Source organism: Deefgea rivuli DSM 18356 (assembly GCF_000620145.1).
Taxonomy (GTDB): Bacteria; Pseudomonadota; Gammaproteobacteria; order Burkholderiales; family Chitinibacteraceae; genus Deefgea; species Deefgea rivuli.
The window spans coordinates 509,018-531,836 of record NZ_KK211081.1 but is presented as its reverse complement, the minus strand read 5'-3'; the positions used below and the strand labels follow the sequence as shown (position 1 = coordinate 531,836).

The window sequence follows — 22,819 nt, the reverse complement described above, 5'->3', positions numbered from 1 at the left end:
GGTATATGATTGAAGGCTTTGATTGTTAAGATCTAGGTATAAATACCCCATGCTTTAATTTTAGAAAAATCATTGCGGCAGTTATCGCATCATTCATTGGATCGTGGCGTGGCAGCTCGGGTAATTCGAGTTCGGCCAGAATGGTACGTAAAGATAAATCCACTTCAGGCCGGTAGGCGCTGACTTTCTTGTTGTAATACATCCCCGATACTTCAATGCTGAGATTGGGTAACTGAATACCCAGCCATGGTTTAAGCTGACGATTAATCACCGCCAAATCAAATTCAAGGTAATAGCCCACAATGGGGCGGCTGCCGATGAAATACAGCAATTGCGCCAGCGCCTCCCTCAGCGGCAAGCCCGCTGCCACATCCTGACGCCGCAAGCCGTGAATCGGAATGGTTTTTGGATCAATCTCGCCGCTGGGTTTGACTAGCCATTGCCGGCTAGTCGATTTCAAAATCGTATTGCCCCGAATGACCACCGCTGCAATCGATAAGATTTCGGCTTGCTTGGGATTCAGACTGGTGGTTTCGCAATCGATACACACCCATTCGTCGCTCGGTGCGGGCGCAAATAGAAATGCAAATGCCGGATCACGGAGCTGACGTTGAGCGCGCCACAGTTGTAGGCGGCGCATCATAGGGCGTGCAACTTGAATTGATGGGCGATGGATTGTTTAAAGCGCTTTACGACGACCAATGTGTCTTTGAGTAGGTCGCGCTCTAGTGTCGTGAGTTGGCTGAGTTCAATTAAATTATCGATGGTTTTGCCTTGCTGCGATTTTTGTAGGCCGTATTTCAATTGCAGGCTTTGCAGATAGGCCAACGACTCGCTCAAGTCGCGCGCCAGCGCCGCAGATAGATATTCGTGTTGGCATAGCGCGTCGATGCGGTGGTAGCTATTGCGATTTTTGAGTCCTGCTTTGAGCGTCAAGCTGCGAATGCCGTGTACCAGTGTGAAAATGCCGCCTTTTTTCAAATCCAGTTGCCCACCTTTGCTGCGTAACTGGGAGAAAAAGCCCAAAGGCGTATCAAATTGCTCGATAGGCCGTGCGAAATGCCCCAGCAAGCTGTCGTTCTGGCTCTGGTCTTGCAGTAAATAGTCGCGCAAACGCGCAAATAACGCTTTATCACCAATAATCGGGTAGGCATCGAGCCAGATCGCTAAATGCATCATGTTCTCAAAGCTGGTGTGCGTCGTCCATTCATTAAATAGCAATTTAAATTCGGCTTCACTGCGTCGCCAATACGGATTATTCAGCATCACTTTGCCGGGGCAGGGCGGATAGCCAAAGCGAATTAGCGCTTGGTTAAATTGCTCGCAGATCTTGACTAAATCTGGATGGGTAAAGCCATCGGCGATAATCAGTGCGTTGTCTTGATCAGTCGGCAAGATTTGCTCGCCACGGCCTTCAGAGCCCAAGCAGACGACGCAAACCTGCTGTGTGATCTCGGCAGGCGCAATCAGTAGCCAGATTTTGGCGAGGAATTTGCGGTGCAATTCACGCATCGTCGCGGCAATCAACGTGATTTTGATACCTTGGCGTTGCTGTTGGCGAATCAGTTTTTCGGTTTGCGCCCATGCCAAACCCAGTTCATCAAGGTTACTGGCGCGTTCGATTTGGCTTTGAATTAAATGCGAATGTTGGGTGAGAAACGCCAATAAATCGACTTGTTCTAAAATGCCGATGATCTCACCATTTTGCGTCACGACGACTCGACCTATCGTATGCCTTGCCATTAATACCATCGCCGCATGTAAAGGTTCGTCATCAGAGACGCTATACAAACGGTAGCGGGCATAATCGGCGACCTGGCATTGGCTGGCATCGAATCCAGTAATGACAAAATCGCGTAAATCACTTTGCGTAAAAATTCCTGCGCCTTGCTGGTGCTGAATAAGCACCGCAGTACAGTGTTGCTCGCGCATCATGCGTGCGGCATCCAATACGCTGGCGTCACTGGCCAGCCATTTAACAGGATGCAGATACGCTGATTTTACTTGCGCTAAAAGCAGCGCTTGCAGCTCATCTTCGGCGGGGGATTGCTGGGCGAGCGTGGCTAAACGCTGCGCGATGTCTTGATAAAAATACGCACCAAAGCGCGGATTGCTGCGGATTAGCTCTAAAATCAGCTCGCGCGGAATAGAAAACACCAGACTGTCATCAATCGCAACCCATTGCTGTGCGGCGCTTTCGCTGAGTAGCGCTTTGCTATTGAGGGTTTCAAGCTCGCTATAAACAGTTAATACTTCGCCATGTTCTTCTTCGGAAATTAAGCCTTTGCTGAGCACTAGTAGCGCGGTGTTCGCGCTGTTGGCTGCGATGACGGTACTGCCGCTGGGAAAATATTGAATATCTAGCGCTTGCTCAAAGCGTTCCTGCTCCGTACTGCTGAGGCTGCTATACGGTGCAGTTGAAAAATTAAATAGCGTAGACATTTTCATTTCCTTGAATGAAAAACGCCCCACATCGAAATCGAGTAGGGCGTTTGCGATGTATCTGCTCTTAGTGCTTATCAGTAGCGCCTTCTGCGCCAATACCCGTCATAGAACGAATAAACTGAGGCAAGAATTTAGCGCGTTCTTCTGCGGCTTGCTTGCTATTATCCAATACCGAAACCAACCAGATCGTGAAGAACGCAAGCGTCATCGAGAAGATCGTTGGGTTTTTGTATGGGAACCATTCGCTGCCTTTGTCGTGACCGAGGACTTCAACCCAAACGGATGGGCCGAGGATAATCAGTGCCAAAGCGGTGATTAAGCCAACAAAACCACCCACAACTGCGCCGCGTGTTGTTAGGCCTTTCCAGAACATGGACAAGAACAGCACTGGGAAGTTAGCAGATGCAGCAATCGAGAATGCAAGGCCAACCATAAAGGCGATGTTTTGTTTCTCGAAGGCAATCCCAAGGAACATGGCCAACACGCCTAAGGCGATGGTCGTCATTTTTGAGACGCGAATTTCATCGGCTTCAACCGCTTTGCCTTTCTTGATAACCGAGGCATAGATGTCATGTGAAACAGCCGATGCACCCGACAAGGTCAAACCAGCGACCACCGCGAGAATCGTTGCAAAAGCCACTGCTGAGATAAAGCCAAGGAAGTAATCACCACCGACCGCATCGGCTAAGTGAATCGCCGCCATATTCGAGCCGCCAATCAAGGCGCCTGAGGCTTCTTTGAATTTCAAACCCGCATCACCCGAGAGCAGCACGATGGCACCAAAACCGATGATGAAAGTCAAAATGTAGAAGTAGCCGATAAATCCAGTCGCAAAGAAGACCGATTTACGCGCTTCTTTGGCATTCGATACGGTAAAGAAACGCATCAAGATGTGCGGCAAACCCGCCGTACCAAACATCAAGGCCATACCCAGTGAAATTGCATCGATTGGGTTAGAAACCAAACCGCCCGGTGCCATGATATTGGATTTAGCTGCGGCGACTGCTGCTTTGGATGCAGCAGCTGCGCTAGCAACTGCAGCTGAAGCATTGGGTGCATGGCTCGCAACGGCTGCTGCTGCGGCTTCGGCAGCGATATTGGCTTTTAGTGCTAATGCTTCGGCGCCATGCTGTTTAACGGCAACGGCTTGGGCAAATAAGTTTTCAAAGCTAAAGCCAACGTGCTTCATCACCATAAAGGCCATGAAGGTCGCACCAGAAAGCAACAAGATCGCTTTGATAATTTGCACCCACGTCGTCGCTAACATGCCGCCGAAGGTCACGTACATGATCATCAGCACGCCGACCAAGATAACCGCATAGGTGTAATCCATTCCAAACAGCACTTGAATTAATTTACCTGCGCCCACCATTTGCGCGATCAGGTAGAGCGCAACCACAACCAAAGTACCCGTCGCGGCAAAGATTCGTACAGGTGTTTGTGAGAGTCGATAAGAGGCAACGTCAGCAAAAGTGTATTTGCCCAAGTTACGCAAACGTTCGGCAATCAGGAAGGTGATTAAAGGCCAGCCAACTAAAAAGCCGATGGAGTAAATCAAACCATCGTAGCCCACGCCAAATACCATCGCGGAAATACCAAGGAAGGACGCGGCCGACATATAGTCACCGGCAATCGCCAAACCGTTTTGGAAACCACTAATCCCACCACCCGCAGCGTAGAAATCTTTGGCTGATTTGGTGCGGCGTGCGGCCCAGTAGGTAATGCCTAAAGTGAAGGCAACAAAAATTAAAAACATCACAATCGCAGGAATGTTGAGGTCGTGGCGTTTTTCGACTGCGCCTTCAATCGCGCCGGCTGCCCATGTTGGGAGGCTGCTGGCGAGCATCAAGCTGGCGATAGAGAGACGTTGTAGATTAGTTTTGATCATTTTTTCGCGTCCTCAACAACTTCGCGTGTGAGTTGGTCAAATTCGGTATTGGCGCGGCGCACATAAATGCCGGTAATCACAAACGCCGACAAAATAATCAAAATGCCAATCGGAATCCCAATGGTGGTCACACCGCCTGAGAGCGATTGGCCGAGTGTTGCAGGGGAGAAGGCAACGACCAAAATAAAGCCGTAATAAATCACCAGCATCACGATAGAAAGCAACCAAGACAGACTCGATTTTTTCCTCACTAATTCTTGAAATTTGGGGTTCTGCTGAATGCGTTCAATCGTATGATCTTGCATGCGCTGCCTCCTTACATAATTCGATAATCAAACCCAAATGGGTGTTGTGCCAGTAATCTATGTGAGAGGTGGGGCATTAGGCTAATTGCATTTTCTGATGTTCTAAATCAGTTCGACTTATGTTGTATTGCAATAGTCTTACTTTCTTGTGTGTAATCAAGCTTTTTTGACTACATTTTGCGTATTGTTAATTCCCTGAAGACGCGTGAATAAGGGATAATCCTAGGATGGAAATCTACCAACTTCGCACATTTGTGACCGTGGCGCAGCAAGGGCATTTGACCCAAGCGGCTGAATTACTGCATTTATCGCAGCCTGCCGTGACCGCGCAGATTAAAGCTTTGGAAGAAGAGTTTGGCGTCTCTTTATTTGAACGCTACTCAGGTGGCGTGCAGCTGACTGAGGCGGGCAAGTTGATTTTGCCCGATGCACAGCAAGTTTTGGCGCAAGCGCGTAGTCTGTTGTATCGCGCTAAAGCACTGCAAAATGAGCCCAAAGGTAAGGTCAAAATCGGCACGATAGGCGTTCCAGCACGGCTGAAACTCGGTCCTTGGCTATCGCAATTGCGCGAGAATTATCCTCTACTCACCGTGCAAACCACGCATGGCATTTCGGTGAGTATTCTCAATGATGTGCGTAAAAAAATCCTTGATGGCGGCTTTTATTTAGGCCGCAATCCTTATCAAAATGTCAGTACCGTGCCGCTTCGCGAAATCGGCTTTTGCGTCGCTTTACCGCCTTCTATGGCGGCAGAGCTGGTGAATGCCGATTGGAAAACGCTAGGCGCTGCGCCGTGGCTGGGACTTTCGCAATACACCAGTTTGGCTGATATTTCGCAAGAGCTGTGGCGCAGTCAAAACATCGCCCCCAAACTGGTTGGTGAATTTGATGAAGAAGCGACATTGCTGGAGCTGATTAAATCGGGGATGGGGATTGCGATTTTGGCCGAACGCACTGCGCATCGTTATGCAGCCGATGGTTCGATTGTGCTATGGCGTAATGGCGAAGTGGCAATTAGTGCTCTATTGCAGTTTATCTACTCCAGCGATAGAGAGCACGACCCGATGTTGGCGATGCTCACTAAAACCTTGAGAATGACGTGGGGACTGGATGATCAGAAAGGCGAAGCCTAAAGATTGGCTGTGGGTATGTTGATGTAGGCTTATTGCTATGTGTGCTACATTGATATACCCATTAGACGTTTTGAAATCATTTTGAGTTATATTATCTGAGAAAAAACAAAAACCCCACTCAAAAGAGCGGGGTTCGAGTATGGCGTCACTGCACTGAATTACTTCAGTTTAGTTTCTTTGTAGATCACGTGTTTACGAACAACAGGATCGAACTTCTTGATTTCCATCTTTTCTGGCATGGTACGTTTGTTCTTGGTCGTTGTGTAAAAATGACCTGTACCAGCAGAAGATTCTAGCTTGATTTTATCACGCATGATTCTATTTCCTTAGCTTACAGTTCGCCGCGCGCACGCAGATCTGCCAAAACCACATCGATGCCGTTCTTGTCGATGGTGCGCAGAGCTGCGGTCGAAACGCGCAAGCGGATAAAGCAGTTTTCGCTCTCAACCCAGAACCGGCGGGATTGCAGGTTCGGTAGGAAGCGGCGTTTAGTTTTGTTATTGGCGTGGGAAACGTTATTCCCTGTCATCGGGCCTTTGCCGGTGACTACACATACTCGTGCCATGATTCTGTCCTGACGTTCGGAACTGGAAAAGTCCACGTTTATATCACAAAGCGCAGATTGTGTTCAAGTCCGTTGATAAAAAACTTCAGACATTAGTCTCTGAAGTGACTGATTTACAACATCTTGCATTCTAAAAAATGCTCAGGCGACATTATTCACTGATTGGCGGCGCAAGTACAGTCCGGTTGCCATTTGTTTCCATAGAAGACACTAATCCGGCGTTTTCCATCTGCTCAATCAGACGTGCGGCACGGTTATAACCGATGCGCAGCTGTCTTTGCACCGCTGAAATCGATGCGCGACGGCTCTTGAGCACAAAGGCCACTGCCTCGTCATACAGCGCATCGCCTTCGCCTGCATCGCTATTCCCGACGCCCATACCGCCCGCAGCCGCTTCGGCTTCAAAGCCGCCGTTTAAGATGCCCTCAATGTAATTAGGCTCGCCCAGCGACTTGAGATAGTCAACGACGTGATGCACTTCATCATCAGCCACAAACGCGCCGTGAATCCGCTGTGGATAGCCAGAGCCTGGCGGTAAAAATAACATATCGCCTTGCCCAAGCAGCGCTTCTGCGCCCATTTGATCTAGAATCGTGCGACTATCAATTTTGCTGGAAACTTGGAAGGCCAAGCGAGTTGGGATATTGGCTTTGATCAAACCGGTAATCACATCAACTGACGGGCGCTGCGTCGCCAAAATCAAATGGATCCCTGCCGCACGGGCTTTTTGCGCGAGACGCGCAATCAGCTCTTCAATTTTCTTGCCTGCGACCATCATCAAATCAGCAAATTCATCGACGACGACGACAATAAACGGCAGATGTTCTAAGCGTTCAGGATCATCCGGGGTTAGGCTAAATGGGTTGGTCAGGTGTTTGCCAGCTTTTTCGGCTTCTTTGATTTTCTGGTTGTAACCCGCTAAATTTCGCACGCCCATTGCGCTCAATAGGCGATAGCGTTTTTCCATCTCGGCCACGCACCAGTTCAGCGCGTTTGCGGCGAGCTTCATATCGGTGACGACTGGGGCGAGTAAATGTGGAATGCCTTCGTAAATCGACAATTCCAGCATTTTCGGGTCGATCATAATAAAGCGCACTTCATCGGGCGTGGCTTTGTAGACCAGCGACAAAATCATCGCGTTAACGCCGACAGATTTACCTGAGCCCGTCGTTCCGGCCACCAGCATATGCGGGGCTTTGCCCAGATCAGTGACGATGGGCTTGCCAGTAATGTCTTTGCCGAGCGCGATGGTGAGCTTGCTGCTCATATCGTGATAAGGCTCGCTCGATAGAATTTCGGAAAGGCGGATCATTTGCCGCGTTGGGTTGGGAAGTTCCAAGCCCATATAGGTTTTTCCAGGAATGGTTTCGACGACGCGAATCGATACTAAGCCGAGCGCACGCGCTAAATCCTTCATCAAATTGACGATTTGCGAGCCTTTAACACCCACGGCAGGCTCGATCTCGTAACGCGTAATCACAGGGCCAGGGTAGGCGGCGACAATTTTGACTTCGACATTGAAGTCGGCCAATTTGCGCTCGATCAGCCGTGAGGTGAATTCCAGTGTTTCTTTGCTAATGGTTTCTTGCGAAGCCACTGCCGGTGCTAAAAGTGCCAGCGCGGGTAAGGAATCATCGGTTTTGGCCGGAGCTACGGCGCGTTTGATCGGCGTTGGCGGTAAATCGACTTCAGCAAATAAGAGTGGCTGTGCGGCTTGCTTGGCTTCGTGTGCTTGTTGTTTCTCTTGCTCTTTCTTTTCTCGCTCAATGCGTTTTTCTACTTGGCGAGCGACGGGAATGTCGAGATTCGGTGTTTCAATAATCAGTGGTTCTTTACCGGCTTGTTTTTGTTTGGCGGCGATCACTTGTTCGTCGCGGACTTTTTTGGTCTCTCTGCCAATTCGGCGATCTTTGGCGGCTTGTATTGCATTGAGCGTATTGAAATAGGCGGCTTCTAATACTGTGCCGATATTTTCCATGACGTTCAGCCATGACAGTCCAGTAAACAGTGAAATGCCTAAGCAAAACGCCGCAATCAGAATCAGCGTTGCGCCGCTAAAACCTAAGCTGAGCGTCATCCATGTGCCGAGCGCAAGGCCGAGCATTCCGCCGGGAACGTAAGGCAGCGGGGCGCTGAGGCTGTGCATGCGCAGCGCTTCAAAGGTGCTGCTGGATAATAAAATCAGGAAAAAACCAAGGCAGGCTAAAAATACAACGGGGCGCGGTGATTCGGCAACACGATCAATTCGGCGATAGCCCCATAAAATGGCGGCCAAGAAAAACACCGTCCACCACCAAGCCGAAAAACCAAAGGTGTAGAGCAAGACATCGGCGACCCAAGCGCCAAAGCTGCCGCCGCGATTATAAATATGCGCTTCAGTGGCGCTGTGTGACCAGCCCGGATCAGCTTGGTGGTAGGTCGATAAGACCAAGACCAAATAAGCCAACACAACGACCAAGATTAACCACCACGATTCACGCAGTAAATTGGCCATGCCGGGCGGTAGCGCGGCACGGGTAGAAACATTCGCGACGTTTTTCTTGCGGAATAAAGACATGATGGGTATCGGATATCGAGGAGATAAAGCTTTCGCGATTATAACGGCAAGCCTGCCCGATGTTCTGCAAATGAATGGCTTTGTGGAATGAATTCATCAATTTAATCGAGAAATCGACTTTGCCATGTGAGGTACTGCCGATGAACGGTAGAAGAGTAGCTTTCTTTGTCCGCAAAATCAGTTGGATAGAACGGATCGAACACATGATAGTGAACGACGGCATTGGGGCTGGTGAGGATGGTCCAGAGTTTTTGCAGTAGGTTTTCTTGATTGGTCCACTCAAAAATCTCTTGCGCTTCGTGGTGTAAAAACACCGGCACGATGGGCGTGTTGGTGGCGATTGATACGGCAAATGCGCCAAATAGAAATCGATCCGCAATCCGCCGTCCTTTGCAGCCGCCTTCGGGGTAAAGCGCAATATTGTCGCCCGAGTTCACCGCCGAAATCAGCTCGGCTTGTGCGGTTTGGCGCGATGATTTACTTTCTCTTTGTACGAATAGCGTTCCTGCGGCACTCGCAATTTTCCCCACCAGAAACCAGTCTTTGACTTCAATTTTAGCCAAGCTACGCACAGTAAAAAGGGAAGGAATGCCAACGTCTTCTAGTGCTGACGGATGGTTGGCGATCAAGATAAAGTGCTTGGGTAGCGGCGCCTGGTGATGTTGGTGCAAGCGCAGCTGAACGCCTAAAGCGCGAACAAAGCAGCGGCACCAAGCATGGAAGAGTTTTGGGTAGAAAGACGCCAGTAGCGTATGTGGTAGGCGTGAGAGCAGCAGCATTACTAAGGTAAACGCGGCTAAATCAAGTAGTGCGATGCCGCGGAGAAACCAGCGCAGAAGCCAAAGCATAATGCAGCTCTTTGAAAGAGAGTGATGTTTTGACTATAGCGCAGTCGATTGATTCTGCTGGAATTGCTGTGCAACGGGGTATGTTGATCTAGCTCTTATTTAATAATGGCGGGATGTATATACATCACTTAGTGGTGTAGGAATCCGGAGAGTTTATTTTCGAGTAGGCGTGGGTTTTCACCATTGGCGATGGTGACCAAACCTTCGGCGACCATTTCGCGGCGGCGAACTTCGAGCAGGATGTAGTGCTTGAGTTTATTGGCTATCGGCAAGAAAAACATATTTGCCGCGCCAACGCCGTAAATTGTCGCGACAAAAGCCACTGCAATCCCCGCGCCGAGTTTGGACGGGTCGGTTAGGTTTTCCATGACATGAATTAAGCCCAAAACCGCGCCCAAAATCCCGAAAGTGGGCGAATAGCCGCCAGCTGCGTCCCAGATTTTAGCGGCGGCACGTGCTTGATCTTCGTAAGCATCGATATCAAGTTCGAGCGCACGGCGGATGGTTTCTGGCTCTGCGCCGTCGACCACCATTTGCAGGCCACGGCGAACAAAAGGATCTTTTTCGCTATTAAAAAAAACTTCCAGCGCCAATAGGCCACCACGGCGGGCTTGCGTTGCCCAATTCATCAGCGTGGTGAGCAGCTTTCTGAAATCCATTTTGGGCGGGATAAAAATCCATTTCAGCATTTTTAAGCCAGCAATAAAATGCCGTGGCTGAGTTTGTAGCATCACCGCACCGACGGTGCCGCCCATTACAATTAAAAAAGCCGTAAATTGAATCAGCGAATTAATGTGGCCGCCTTCCAGCCATTGCCCCAGAATGATTGCGACGAGGCCTAAAATAACGCCCAGAATACTGATTTTATCCATTAACCAATCCAATCCTTTAATTTGCCCCGCAGGCGTGCAATCGCCTGACTATGCAATTGGCACACCCGCGATTCGGAAACGCCTAAGACTGCACCGATTTCTTTTAAATTGAGTTCTTCATCGTAATACAGCGCCATCAAGAGCTTTTCTCGTTCGGGCAGCAATTCAATGCCCGCAATCAATTGCGAGCGAAAACGATCATCAGAAAATAATTCAGCCGGATTAGCACTGCTGTCGGCAGCGTATTGGTCGAGTTGATCGTTTTCGCCGTCTTGTTCGAAATCTTCGTAATGCAGTAATTGATGACCGCGCGCATCGCCGAGCATTTCTTGATATTCGGTCAGCGGCAGATTCATTTTTTGTGCCACTTCGGTTTCCGAAGGCGGGCGGCTTAAACTTTGTTCGAGCTGCACCACGGTGCGTTCGATTTCACGCATATTGCGCCGCGCTTGGCGTGGTAGCCAATCGGCATTGCGGAGTTCATCCAGCATCGAACCGCGAATGCGTTGGCTGGCAAAAGTTTCAAATTGCACGCCCGCTTCAGGGTCAAAATTGCGCGCAGCTTCCATCAGGCCAATCAGACCTACTTGGATTAAATCATCGACATCGACGCTGGCGGGCAATTTGCTCATCATGTGATAGGCGATTTTGCGTACTAAAGACGCGTGCTTTTCCACGCGATCATCTTCGCTGCTGTTTTGGGTATTGCGATAAAGAGAAAGTGCGCGATGAGCTGACATGGATTTACGTTAAGTGACGTCTCTTTCAGTGTAGCTCACTACAGGGGTTTTACCGCAAGCAGTGAAGATTCTAATTGCAATAAAATGGCGTTTAAGCCGCGATTAAAGCCAATAACCGCTTGTTCGGGGCTGGCATCTAAAATGGGTACGGTTTTTGACAGCATAAATAGCTGCGGTGTAGCGCTGTCGTCAGCCAATAAAGCATAGCGTATTTCTAGCGTGACAGCGGGTTTGGCGGGTTGGGTGACATCAATGTAAAAGGTTTGCAGCTCACCTTCCAGCCGCCATTGCGCTGCGAGTGTACTGCCTTGCGGCAAGACGCCGCTAAATAAGCCGCTACGCGCTAAGCGATCTCGTGTTTCGGCGCTGATTTGCTGCGCTGGCGCGGCTAAAAAGCCATTGTGTGGATCAAGCACAAAGCGCTGCGCGCTTTCACGGTAGATTAAAGACTGCGTGTTGTACGGTCGATTTGCGCGTAATTCTGCCACTTGCAACACGCCAAATTTCGGCGCGCTACTGGCTTTAATTTCGACTCTCTCGCTGCTTAAGAGAAAGTCTTGGCGTTTCACGGGCGTGCTGCTGCAGCCTAATAAGAGCCCAATGAGTAAGAAAACGCTCAGGTATTTTTTCATGGTTTTGGCGGCACATAAGGTGGTTGCTGTTGAGAAAAGAATAGCTGACTCGGTTGCTGCTCAACTTTATCGAGCAAAGATTTTAGGCTTGCGCTGCTGGAATTTAAGTTTTCAATCAATTGACTGACTTCAGACTCTTGCGTCGCAGTGAGGCGATCTAGTCTTTGCGTGACGCGCTCCATTCTTTGCACTGCGCTGGCAATCGCCGGATCACTGGCGATTTTTCTAGCGTCTTGCGCTGCTTGCGCTAAATCGGCAGGCGCACTGACCCAGCCTGGTTGCGCTAACACCGATTGCAAAGCTTGATTGGTTTGCCGAGTTTCGACTAGTAAACCTGTAGCCTCGCTGGCGATTTGATTGAGCGGAAATTGTGCCATTCGCCCCAGAACGGTATCCATTTTTTGCGTAATGCTCAGCAGCGGCAAAGGTGCGATTTTTTGCTCGGCAGTGATTAAGAGCTGATCCAAACGCGCAATCGTTTGGTCTAGATCGATTTTTTGTAGTTTCGCCATCAAATCTTGTGCGCCATTCACAAACTGGCCGACGGTACTCGGTGCCGATGGAATGTAGAGATTATCGGGTTTCCAACTAAATGGCAGTTGCCGACTGGTTTGTGGATTGAGGTAATCGATTTCTAAATAACTGGTACCCGTTAAACCTTGCGGTGCAATTTTGACGCGCAGACCTTTCGCCACTTCGACATCAATATTGCTTTGCTGCGGATTGGATAGCCCTTTGCTGGCGAACATATCGCTAGAAAGTCGTGTTTCAACCAACACATATTGCAAGCGTTCCGTTCTGGATAATCCTTGTTCGTAGCGCGCATAGGTAAACGTAATTGCGCTGACTTCGCCGACAACGACGCCGCGATAGCGAACTTTTGAACCAATATCGAGGCCTTGCACCGATTCGTTAAAGTAGGTTTCCAGCTGAAAGGTCTTGTTAAACCATCTGCCGCTACCCAGGCCGATCATTAAAATCGCGCCAAGAATAATGGCCGATAAAATAAATAAGCCTAAACGAAAGTTAGATTTTTGTTCCATGGCTTAGCCTGTGCTCGATAGCGAATCGCAAAACAATGACAGGATCATTTTAGCGCGGTTTCCCTCGGTTAAAAAAGCCGCTAACACGCGTATCAGCGGATGTAGCAAGCGCGGCAGGTGTGTCGATGGCGATGATGCTTTGCACTGATTTATCCAGCATGATCGCGCGGTCGGCAATGGCATTAATACTGGCCAATTCATGCGTGACAATGACAAAAGTCACTTGCTGAGTTTCGGCAATACGGCGTATCAATTCATCCAGCTCTGCTGATGTAATTGGGTCTAGCCCTGCGGACGGCTCATCCAAGAATAGGATCTCAGGGTCGAGCGCCATCGCGCGGGCAATTGCGGCGCGTTTTTGCATCCCACCCGATAGCTCGGCAGGCGCAAAGTCGGCAAATTCTTCTAAGCCCACCAAACGCAATTTAAGCCTCGCTAACGCATCAATCGCAGCGGCGTCCAGTCGGCTAAAGCTTTCAAGTGGTAAAGCAACATTTTCTAGCACTGTCATCGAACCAAATAAAGCACCCGATTGAAACATCACACCAAAATGGCGGAGTATATCGCTGCGTGCATTACCCATTGAGCCTACCAGCTCATTACCTGCTATAAGTATGCTGCCAGATTGCGGTGGATATAGACCGATCAGATGTTTCAAGAGGGTCGACTTTCCACAGCCCGAACCACCCAGAATCGCGACAACTTCGCCGCGCTGAATGTCAAAATTAATGTCTTTTAAAATCGTTCTCGCGCCGTAGCCACAGTTTAAATCGCGAACTTCAATCAGCGCGTTCATGTTTACCAGCCCATGTGGTACGCGACCACGGCAAATAAACCATCTGCGATCACCAAGAGTACCAAGGTTTGCACCACGGCTTGCGTGGTTGCTGCACCGACAGCGCTCGCGCCATTGCCGGTATTTAGGCCGCGTAAACAACCGACTGAGGCGACAATAAAACCAAAAATCGCCGCTTTACTTAAACCGGTGAATAAATCGACCAAATCAACTTGCGTGCTAACTTGGCTCCAAAATGTCGCAAATGGAATCCCAAAGCCTTTCATCACCAGCGCGCCGCCAAATAGGCCGACCACTTCGGCAAATAAAGTCAATAAGGGGGCCATCAACACTCCCGCCATTAAGCGCGGCAAGACCAAAAATCGCATCGGGTCAAAGCCAAAAGTCACCAGCGCATTCACTTCCTCATTCACTTTCATTGTGCCGATTTCGGCGGCAAATGCGGCTCCCGTGCGGCCAGCGAGCAAGATTGCAGTGATCAACGGCCCTAATTCGCGAATGAGGGAGAGGCCAAGCAAGTTGGCGACATAGAGTTCAGCGCCAAATTGCCGCATTGGAATTGCGGATTGGAACGCCAAAATCACGCCAAGCAAAATAGAGATCAGCGCAACAATCGGCACCGCATTCGCGCCAACCAGCTCGCACTGCTGCAAAAAATCACGTATGCGGAAGGTTTTGGGTTGACGTAGTGTGTCGGCAATGGCTTGTGCAATCGCGCCGAGAAAGCTGATTTGCAGCTTAAAGTCGGCGAGAGTGTTAAACGTATTTAACCCTAATTGACTGATTGCGTTGACGCGTTTTTTGCCGGCCGAGGGCAGCAAGGCTTGCTCTGGATTGAGGGCTTGCAGCAGGCGCTGGCTTTGTTCAGGGATGTGTTGCAGTTGCGCGCCGCGTTGCACTAGCTCGAACAGCAGTGCTGCGCCAGCGCCATCGCATCGGACGATGCCGCTGGCGTCAATTTGTGCGTTGGCCCATTCGGTTTTACGCACGACGCGCCACAGCGCAGGCACGGTGGATAAGGTTAAATCACCGCGCAGTTCAAACGACGCGTTGTTGTTACTAGGAATGAATTGGGCTTCAGTTTTGACCATGAGGAATCCGCTCAGCCAATAAACGGGATGATTCAATTAGACGGTATATAAAGCTAGCCATTGTCCCTGCTGCGTTACGAGGCGGTACCCACCTGAGCATTGCATCAGCTAATTGGCGAATGGCGGCACTGGCTTCGGCTTCGGGGAAGGCTTCTAGCACGGGGCGACCGAGCCGCGTCGCGCGATTGAGCCATTCGTCTTCTGGAACGTAGCCGATCAATTTAAGCTGAATATCATCACCGAGATATTGCTGCGCCACTTCACGAACTCGATCAAACAAGGTCATCGCCTCGCCCAGACTGGCGACGCGATTGACCAGCACGCGAAAATCACGGCGCGCATATTCAGTCGACAATTGTTTGATCGTTGCGTAGGCATCAGTGAGCGATTCGGCGCGATTTGATAGCACAATGACGACATCATCAGCAGCTAAAGACAAGCTGGGCACGCCTTGCGCCATCGCGGGGCGCGTATCGAGCAGCAGATAATCGAGCTGATCGGTGAGTTGTTCAAACTCGGCGGCCAGCCAACGCTGCTCGCCTTCATTGAGGTTGGCCAAGAGCTGCGGTTGCGCGGCAATCGGCAAAATTCCAAAGCCATATTGGGTTTCAATTAAAGTGTCGAGCAAGCGAACTTCGCGGCGCAACACGTGTTCCAGCTCAAAACCAGGCGCGAGATGCAAGCGATGTGGAATGTTTTGCAGACCAGTGAATTCATCGAGCACGACGACTTGGCGCTCTCTTTCAGCTAAAGCGGCGGCCAAATTAATCACCAAGCTCGTCGTTCCCGCATCGCCGCGCCCACCCGAAAGACTAATCGTGCGGCAGGTTGGCGTGGCGACCATTTGCCGCAAACCTGCTGCTTGGTCGAGCCAGCGTTTAGGCACGAGTGAATTCCTGAGGCCTTGCTGTGGCCAACATCATCGGTGCGAAGTTGAAATGGTGAAGTCGGTCGGCGTATCTTGCGTGCTCATAAACAAAGGATATTCGTCTTTGTTCAGCTGAAATACGCTATTTTCTTGCGAGTTGCGAAACGCTCTGTCGACCAAATACGCCAAATTAGCGCGATGCAGGTCTTCGGGAACTCGCTGGCCGTTAGTGACAAAATGAAGCGGTAGCCGATGGCGAATGGCGACATCAAGGCAACCGCCCAGTGCCATGGTTTCGTCGAGTTTGGTCAAAATGCAGCCGACTAAATGGCTATTTTTATAGCGCCGTGCCACATCATCGAGCGTTCCAGCTTGCGCATTGGCGGATAAAAGCAACACGGTGCCAACATTGTCGTGACCAAACATCGCCAATTGCTCGCCGATGCGTTGATCACGTTGTCCCATCCCGACGGTATCAATGAGCACCAAATGCCGATCAGTCAATTCACCCAAAGTGAGTTGCAAATCGGTTTCGTCTTTGACGTCGTGAACAGGTACGCCCAAAATTCGACCATAAATGCGCAATTGATCGTGCGCGCCAATCCGGTAGCTATCGGTAGTGAGCAAAGCCACTGATTGCGGACCATAGGCGAGTGCGCAACGCGCGGCGAGCTTGGCAACGGTTGTCGTTTTGCCCACGCCCGTTGGGCCAATCAGCGCATACACACCGCCGCGCTCAACGATATCGTCTTTCGCGCTGACGGTAGGTAGATTGTGGGTCAGCGCGGCTTTGACCCATTTGATGCCGGTATCTAGGCTCATGCCTGCAGGCATTTTATCGATCAGCTGGCGCGATAAAGCTGCGCAAAAGCCGGCTCCGAGTAATAGGCGCAATACTTCAAGTTTTTCTGGTGCGTGTTTTGACAGCTCACCCCAAGCCATGCCTGCCATTTGGCTTTCTAACAGGCCGCGCAACATGCGAATTTCGCGCGCAATGTCTTGCATCGCCTCTTGATCGGCGGGTGGCGCAGCGGGTTTGACGGGTTCATCTTCAAAGCTAAACGTCGGTAGCGGTTTTTCGGCTACAGCAGGGCGGCGCGGTGGCGGTGAGGCGGGGCGCTGCGGTGTGATTTCTGGTTCGCGGCGTGGCGCTTCGATTGGATCGGGGCGGCTAATGTAATCGCTAAATGGCACTTCTGCGCGAGCTGGCGCAGCTTTGGGCGCGCGATTACTGCGCAGTACCGAAGGAATTTCGTACGGTACATCGTTGATGCTGGGCTCTTGCTCATCATCGGGAATCGCATAAGAGCGGGCCAATGCTTTGCTGATATTGGGTGTTACTGGCGCTTGTTGTGCTGAACTCATTAAGCGCGCGCCATTTTGCGCCGCCCGTGTCGCGGGTTTGGGTGGCGTGGCTACAGTTTGGATGCTAGTGAGCGCGGCGACATCGGCGTCGGCGACGGCCATGATTTCGATGCCGCCACCGGCGACTTGACGATTCGACAAGATAAGCGCGTCCGGCCCCAGTTCATCACGAACTTGGCGCAGCGCATCACGAGTAGTAGCACCGAAGAATTTTTTAACCAGCATAGGCCACGATAATCACAGCGTTTTCGTCCAAAATTTCATCAACAAAGCACGCCCCAAAGCATTTTTTAGTCAGTATCGAAAGACGATTATCACTGTTCCTGTGCTTCTGCACAATTTAATGCCTGCATTTAGCGGTGAACATACTTAGAAAATGCGCTGCGGCATGGCTAATTTCATGCACCCAACACATTAATGATGCGTAAAGTTTTGCTGTCAGGAATTTCGGTGTGCGCAATCACGCGCAATCCAGGGATAGAACGGCGCAAAAAGCGCGATAACATCGGGCGTAATTGCGCTGGCGTGATTAAAACGGGGTTAATGCCCTGCATTTCGAGTTGTTCGGTGAGCGTAGCGGCTTGTTTGAGTAGGCGCTCGGCCAAGCCCGGCTCCAAACCACCTTGAGATTTTCCGCTGGCAGCAGACATTAATATACTTTCGAGTTGTGGTTCTAATGCGACAACTTGCAGCTCGTTTTCACCTGCAAACAGCTGATGCACAATTGAGCGGCCGAGCGCGACTCGAACGGCGGAGGTCAGCTCGTCGACATCGGTGGTGCGTAAAATATGCTCGCCCAGCGTTTCGATAATCGAGCGCAAATCGCGGATATTGAGGCCATCTTCAAGCAGCGCTTGTAGCACTTTTTGCAGCGTGCCAATCGGCACCACTTTGGGCACTAGTTCTTCAATCAGTTTGGGCGACTCTTTGGCGAAATGGTCTATCAGTGCTTGGACTTCTTCGCGGCCGAGTAATTCAGCGGCATTCGATTGCAAGATATTCGAAATATGCGTGCCAACGACGGTCGACGCATCGACCACCGTATAGCCCATTGCTTGTGCTTGATCGCGCATGCTGCTATCGACCCACGTGGCCGGCAGGCCAAAAGTTGGATCGGTCGTAGCTGCGCCGGGGAGTGTGCCGGCGGCGTTACCCGGATTGATTGCCAACCATTGGCCGACAAAGGCTTCGCCTGCGCCGACATCAACGCCTTTGAGCTGGATTCGATATTGATTCGGTTTAAGTTCAAGATTGTCGCGAATGTGGACCGCAGGCACTAAAAAGCCCAGCTCTTGCGCAATTTTTTTGCGAATGCCACGAATGCGGCGCAGCAATTCGCCGTCTTGATTGCGGTCAACCAGTGGAATTAAGCGATAACCGACTTCAAGCCCAACCGGATCAACGGGTTGAACATCGTTCCAGCTGACTTCTTGCAGTGGCGAATCAGCAGGCGCGGCAGGCGTTGCGCCCGGTGTCGGGCTAGCGCCTGTAGGCCCAGCAGTGCTTGCGGGTTTAAGTAGGTTTTGTTCTGCAAACCAAGCCAATCCACCCGCGATAGCAGCCATCATTAAGAAGGCCAAGTGTGGCATACCCGGAATAATCCCGAGCACCGCCAGTACGCCAGCGGTCACATACATGACTTGGGGGCGAGCAAACAGCTGGCCGAGGATTTGCTCAGACAGATCTTGATTGGTGCCGACGCGGGAAACGACGATACCGGCGGCAACAGAAATAATCAACGCAGGCACTTGGGCGACCAAACCATCACCGATGGTGAGTAGCGTGTAGGTTTTGGCCGCATCGGCAAAGAGCATATCGTGCTGCAACATGCCGACCAAAAGCCCTCCAATCAAGTTGATGACCATGACCAAAATACCGGCCACCGCATCACCACGGACGAATTTACTCGCACCATCCATTGAGCCGAAGAAATTGGCTTCATCAGAAATTTGCGCACGGCGCGTGCGGGCTTCTTCTTCGCCGATTAAGCCTGCATTCAAATCGGCGTCAATCGCCATTTGCTTGCCGGGCATTGCATCGAGTGTAAAGCGCGCTGATACTTCGGCAATCCGGCCGGCACCTTTGGTAATCACGACAAAGTTAATGATGGTGAGAATAATAAACGCCACAATACCGACTGCGATATTGTCGCCAATCAGCACGTGGCCGAAGGATTCGATCACTTTACCTGCAGCATCGCCGCCCGCGTGACCTTCGGTAAGAACGAGTTTAGTAGAGGCGACATTGAGCGACAGACGCAGCAAGGTCGTCATCAATAAGACGGTCGGAAAGCTAGAGAATTCCAGTGGCTTGTGTGTGTAAAGACTGACCATCAACACAATAATCGACAGCGCAATATTGAAGGTAAAGAAGAAATCGAGCACGAGCGGTGGCAGCGGCAGAATCATCATGCCGAGTACCATCAGCACCAAGGCTGGCATGGCGAGGGTCGTGAGCTTGCTACGCCACATATTTAATACCTAGGTTACGTATCTCGATGTGCATATTTATTAATAAGGACTGTAGTTATATACCCTTGGTTTCTGATTCTGGATCGAGTTCCGCGGGTACAGGTAAATCGGTGTTGAGCGTCGGCGCTAGGCCGCCTTCTTTTCGATAATGATCAAGCTGGTAGATGTAGGCCAAAACTTCTGCTGCCGCAGTATACAACGCAGCCGGAATTTCTTCGCCCAATTGGGCGTGGTGATACAGTGCGCGCGCGAATGGTGGCGTGCGTACAACGGTGACTTTGTGTTCTTTGGCTAGATCAATAATGCGTTCGGCGAGCAAAAATGAGCCTTTTGCCACCACTTTGGGCGCGCGCATTTCTTCGTCGTAACGAATGGCGACGGCATAGTGCGTTGGATTGGTGACGACGACATTGGCCTTGGGGATTTCGGCCATCATGCGTTTGCGGGCGGCTTCGCGTTGCAATTGGCGGATACGGCCTTTAACGTGTGGATCGCCTTCCGATTCTTTATTCTCTTGCCGCACATCTTCTTTGGTCATGCGCAGACCTTTGTAGTAATCCCATAGCTGATAGGGCACATCGATCAGCACAATCACCGCCATGCCGCTTACAGTCATTAGCAGTGTGTATTTGAGCATTTGCCACAGCATTAAAAACCCAGTATCAGGCGGCATCGAAATCAAGCTGATAAATTGTTCTTTTTCATCCCAGAGAATCCAGCCCGCGACGCCTCCAATCAGCGCAGATTTCAAGACGGTCTTGACGGTTTCAACAATGGTTCGCATTGAAAACATCCGCCCTATGCCTGTCGCCGGATTGAGCTTGCCAAAATTGGGGCCGAGCGCCTCCGTACTAAACACCCAACCGCCAATTAAAATCGGCACCATGATGGCAACGAGCACGCAAGCGCCAAAAATGGGCAGTAGCGCCACAAGGGCGATGCGCATGGCTTCCATTAAAGATTCTGCCATTAGTTTGGGGCTGGTCAAATCGCTGCGATCAAAAGTAAAACTCTGCACCATGATATTTTTGATCGAGGTGTAAATATCGGGCGCAAGGATAAATACCGTGATGAGGCCAGCCATCAGCGTTGCGAAAGTGGTGAGTTCGTGTGACCGTGGAACTTGCCCTTTTTTGCGCGCATCTTCAATGCGCTTGGGGGAGGCCGGTTCGGTCTTTTCGAGGTCGGAATCTTCTGCCATAACTTAAGCTTATCACGCAGCTTTAGTCTGCTGGCATTGTCTTTGCTTATCTCTATGCCAAAGTCTTTTTATTGGGTGCAATCATGGCAACGTCTCCATCAACTCCTGCAATTCCAGTCCAAATTCAATCTCCGGTGAGTCGATCCGCTGAATCACGGTCTAATCGTGAAGCTGCGAGCAAAGGGAATGATTTTGGTAGCGAATTTAAACGTGAGCTAAACCGTGACCGCACTGAGAACAATCCGCCCGCAGCCACAACGCCAAGTACCCCAGAAAAAGTGCCCGCTAAGAGTGCCGCTGCTGATGAAGCTACGGCGCCCGCTGAGCAAGCACAAGCTCAGGCGGCCATGCTAGATCCTTGGCTTGCTATGTTGCAAGGTGCGACAGTGGCTGTGCCTACGACAGTAGTGGCAGAGTTAGAAACAGCGCCACTGCTTGATACAGAGGGACAAAATCAAACTGACGCAGGTGAGCTTGGCGCAGAGAGCGCGCAATTGCTGGCCTTGCAAAGCGCATTAAAATCAACAGCAGGCGCGCAGGATAAGGGTAGTGATGCTCAAAAGCCCACACCGATAGTCGCAAATCAATTAATGACTGAATCAAAGGATGCGGCAAGCCTTGCCGTTGATGCGGCAAAATTAACGCCCGTCGCCTTGGATGTAGAGCAGGATGAAATTGCTTTTGCGAGTGAGCTGAAGTCGCAATTGATGACGCCAAGCGAAAATCGTCTGCAAAATAGTAGCCTTAGTACGCCGATTGCACAAAATAGCAAAACCATAGAAACGCCGGTTCATCATATTGCTACACCGGTGGGCGAGTCTCGTTGGGGTGATGCCGTGGCGCAACGCGTTGGCCTGATGTTGGGACGGCAAGAGCAAAAAATTGAAATGCAGCTTAATCCTGCAAATTTAGGCCCAATGGAAGTGCGGCTTAATTTGGCACAAGATCAAGCTAGCGTAGTGTTTAGCTCGCAAAATGCGGCTGTCCGTGAAGCGCTGGCGGCCGCGATGCCGCGATTAACTGCCTTGCTTGCGGATCAAGGTTTTACACTGACCAATGTGCAAGTGGCATCGGAATCTTTACAACAGCATCAGCAGCAAAACCAACAGCAAATGGCATCTGGGTCGCAGCAGCAAAATTCAGGCCGTGAATTAGGTGCGACTTATGCAGGATTAACGGGCGGGGAGATCGAGCCAATGCAAGAGCTAGGTGCGCTACGCCTGCCCGTTGCTAAAGGTGGCGTGAGCTTATTTGTCTAATTTGTTGTTTTCTGATGCCAAAAACGCTTGCTTAGCGTATGTTTTATAGTATCTTTCGCGTGTTGGCAGACTTTTATGCCCCTACGATGCTGGGGTCGATTTGTTTTGTGTTGGCTTGTGAATTCATATTTAAAATATTGAACGTTGTATCGAGGAAGTGAAATGGCAGAAGCAAAAACAGAAGTTAAGGCCGACGTGGCACCGAAATCTAAAAAAAATATCCTGATCTTTGCTGTTATTGGTTTGCTGGTGTTTATCTTGATTTTGGGGGGCGCCTTGGCGTTCTTTCTTTTGAAAAGTCCAGCCGAGGGTAGCGCTGATGAAGCGACCGCAGAAGCTGCTGCACACGGCGAAGTAAAAAAAGAAAAGAAGAAAGAGAAAAAAGATGAGCACGCTAAACCGGTGTTCGCCAAACTACAAGATCAGCCGTTTACGGTTAATTTAAGCGGTGAAGCCGAGTCGGTCTTGCAAGTTGAAATTATGGTTGAATTAGCCGAAGAGGCTGATAAAGAGAAAGTTACTGCGGTGCAGCCTAAAATTCTCGATGCAGTGAACCGACTGCTGCGCGCAAAAACGCTGGAAGAAGTCAAAACAGCGAAAGGTCAAGAAGAGTTAGCACGACAAATCCGCGAAAAAATAAATGAAATTCTTGAAGTTGAAGCCAAAGATGAAGGCGTCTTGAGCGTCAACTTTACTAAATATTTTTATCAATAATCCGATAGTTTCAAGTTTTAGAAAGA

The 22,819-nt window shown here is 50.4% G+C and carries 21 protein-coding genes; 3 read left to right on the top strand and 18 right to left on the bottom strand.

The genetic code is table 11. From position 1 onward, the window contains the following. Positions 1-25 precede the first annotated feature (25 nt). From Q320_RS0112535 to Q320_RS0112520, 4 genes are all read right to left on the bottom strand, one after another. Positions 26-643: a 3'-5' exonuclease gene (locus Q320_RS0112535; RefSeq protein WP_027469288.1), complete on the bottom strand. Its 618-nt coding sequence runs from the start codon at positions 641-643 to the stop codon at positions 26-28. Then, complete coding sequence (locus Q320_RS0112530; protein WP_027469287.1) at positions 640-2,442, bottom strand: putative nucleotidyltransferase substrate binding domain-containing protein; 1,803 nt, start codon at positions 2,440-2,442, stop codon at positions 640-642. Before Q320_RS0112530 ends, Q320_RS0112535 begins: the two co-directional genes overlap by 4 nt. A gap of 67 nt (positions 2,443-2,509) precedes the next feature. After that, the gene (locus Q320_RS0112525) at positions 2,510-4,291 is read right to left on the bottom strand and encodes a cation acetate symporter (RefSeq protein ID WP_245591018.1); all 1,782 of its coding nucleotides are present in this window, start codon (positions 4,289-4,291) and stop codon (positions 2,510-2,512) included. Between the two features lie 38 nt (positions 4,292-4,329). Beyond that, positions 4,330-4,638, bottom strand: coding sequence for a DUF485 domain-containing protein (locus Q320_RS0112520; protein WP_027469285.1), 309 nt, complete (start codon positions 4,636-4,638; stop codon positions 4,330-4,332). 227 nt (positions 4,639-4,865) lie between these two features. On the opposite strand from Q320_RS0112520, the gene Q320_RS0112515 reads away from it, so the two are divergent. After that, a complete protein-coding gene (locus Q320_RS0112515; RefSeq protein ID WP_027469284.1) occupies positions 4,866-5,771 on the top strand; it encodes a LysR family transcriptional regulator in 906 nt (301 codons plus the stop codon). Positions 5,772-5,929: 158 nt separating this feature from the next. Here Q320_RS0112515 and rpmG read toward each other — a convergent pair whose 3' ends face one another. From rpmG to flhB, 14 genes are all read right to left on the bottom strand, one after another. Further along, a complete protein-coding gene (gene rpmG, locus Q320_RS0112510; protein ID WP_027469283.1) occupies positions 5,930-6,085 on the bottom strand; it encodes a 50S ribosomal protein L33 in 156 nt (51 codons plus the stop codon). A gap of 17 nt (positions 6,086-6,102) precedes the next feature. Continuing rightward, a complete protein-coding gene (rpmB, locus tag Q320_RS0112505) occupies positions 6,103-6,336 on the bottom strand; it encodes a 50S ribosomal protein L28 (RefSeq protein WP_027469282.1) in 234 nt (77 codons plus the stop codon). 151 nt (positions 6,337-6,487) lie between these two features. Then, positions 6,488-8,893 (bottom strand): DNA translocase FtsK, encoded by a 2,406-nt coding sequence (locus Q320_RS0112500; protein WP_027469281.1) that lies wholly within the window; start codon positions 8,891-8,893, stop codon positions 6,488-6,490. Positions 8,894-8,994: 101 nt separating this feature from the next. Further along, complete coding sequence (locus tag Q320_RS20920) at positions 8,995-9,741, bottom strand: lysophospholipid acyltransferase family protein (protein WP_027469280.1); 747 nt, start codon at positions 9,739-9,741, stop codon at positions 8,995-8,997. A 128-nt stretch (positions 9,742-9,869) separates the two neighbouring features. After that, positions 9,870-10,613 (bottom strand): flagellar motor protein, encoded by a 744-nt coding sequence (locus Q320_RS0112485; RefSeq protein ID WP_027469279.1) that lies wholly within the window; start codon positions 10,611-10,613, stop codon positions 9,870-9,872. After that, a complete protein-coding gene (locus tag Q320_RS0112480; protein WP_027469278.1) occupies positions 10,613-11,353 on the bottom strand; it encodes an RNA polymerase sigma factor FliA in 741 nt (246 codons plus the stop codon). Before Q320_RS0112480 ends, Q320_RS0112485 begins: the two co-directional genes overlap by 1 nt. A gap of 38 nt (positions 11,354-11,391) precedes the next feature. Further along, positions 11,392-11,985 carry an ABC-type transport auxiliary lipoprotein family protein gene (locus Q320_RS0112475; RefSeq protein WP_027469277.1) on the bottom strand — a complete coding sequence of 198 codons (594 nt, stop codon included), beginning with the start codon at positions 11,983-11,985 and terminating at the stop codon, positions 11,392-11,394. Next, a complete protein-coding gene (locus Q320_RS0112470; protein ID WP_027469276.1) occupies positions 11,982-13,028 on the bottom strand; it encodes an MlaD family protein in 1,047 nt (348 codons plus the stop codon). The genes Q320_RS0112475 and Q320_RS0112470 overlap by 4 nt, the downstream gene beginning before the upstream one ends. A gap of 49 nt (positions 13,029-13,077) precedes the next feature. Then, positions 13,078-13,824: an ABC transporter ATP-binding protein gene (locus Q320_RS0112465; RefSeq protein WP_027469275.1), complete on the bottom strand. Its 747-nt coding sequence runs from the start codon at positions 13,822-13,824 to the stop codon at positions 13,078-13,080. Between the two features lie 2 nt (positions 13,825-13,826). Then, positions 13,827-14,915, bottom strand: a complete 1,089-nt coding sequence (locus tag Q320_RS19740) for an ABC transporter permease (protein ID WP_084282631.1) — start codon at positions 14,913-14,915, stop codon at positions 13,827-13,829. Next, entirely contained in the window at positions 14,902-15,801 is a 900-nt protein-coding gene (locus tag Q320_RS0112455) for a MinD/ParA family ATP-binding protein (protein WP_027469274.1), read from the bottom strand. Before Q320_RS0112455 ends, Q320_RS19740 begins: the two co-directional genes overlap by 14 nt. Positions 15,802-15,834: 33 nt before the next feature. Then, positions 15,835-17,373 carry a flagellar biosynthesis GTPase FlhF gene (flhF, locus tag Q320_RS0112450; RefSeq protein ID WP_027469273.1) on the bottom strand — a complete coding sequence of 513 codons (1,539 nt, stop codon included), beginning with the start codon at positions 17,371-17,373 and terminating at the stop codon, positions 15,835-15,837. Positions 17,374-17,546: 173 nt separating this feature from the next. Next, complete coding sequence (flhA, locus tag Q320_RS0112445; protein ID WP_027469272.1) at positions 17,547-19,619, bottom strand: flagellar biosynthesis protein FlhA; 2,073 nt, start codon at positions 19,617-19,619, stop codon at positions 17,547-17,549. Positions 19,620-19,674: 55 nt separating this feature from the next. Further along, complete coding sequence (flhB, locus tag Q320_RS0112440) at positions 19,675-20,820, bottom strand: flagellar biosynthesis protein FlhB (RefSeq protein ID WP_027469271.1); 1,146 nt, start codon at positions 20,818-20,820, stop codon at positions 19,675-19,677. Positions 20,821-20,903: 83 nt separating this feature from the next. Here flhB and Q320_RS0112435 point away from each other — a divergent pair, with 83 nt between their 5' ends. Continuing rightward, positions 20,904-22,079: a flagellar hook-length control protein FliK gene (locus tag Q320_RS0112435; protein ID WP_027469270.1), complete on the top strand. Its 1,176-nt coding sequence runs from the start codon at positions 20,904-20,906 to the stop codon at positions 22,077-22,079. Positions 22,080-22,241: 162 nt separating this feature from the next. Beyond that, positions 22,242-22,793, top strand: a complete 552-nt coding sequence (locus tag Q320_RS19735) for a flagellar basal body-associated FliL family protein (RefSeq protein WP_051534704.1) — start codon at positions 22,242-22,244, stop codon at positions 22,791-22,793. Positions 22,794-22,819: the final 26 nt, after the last annotated feature.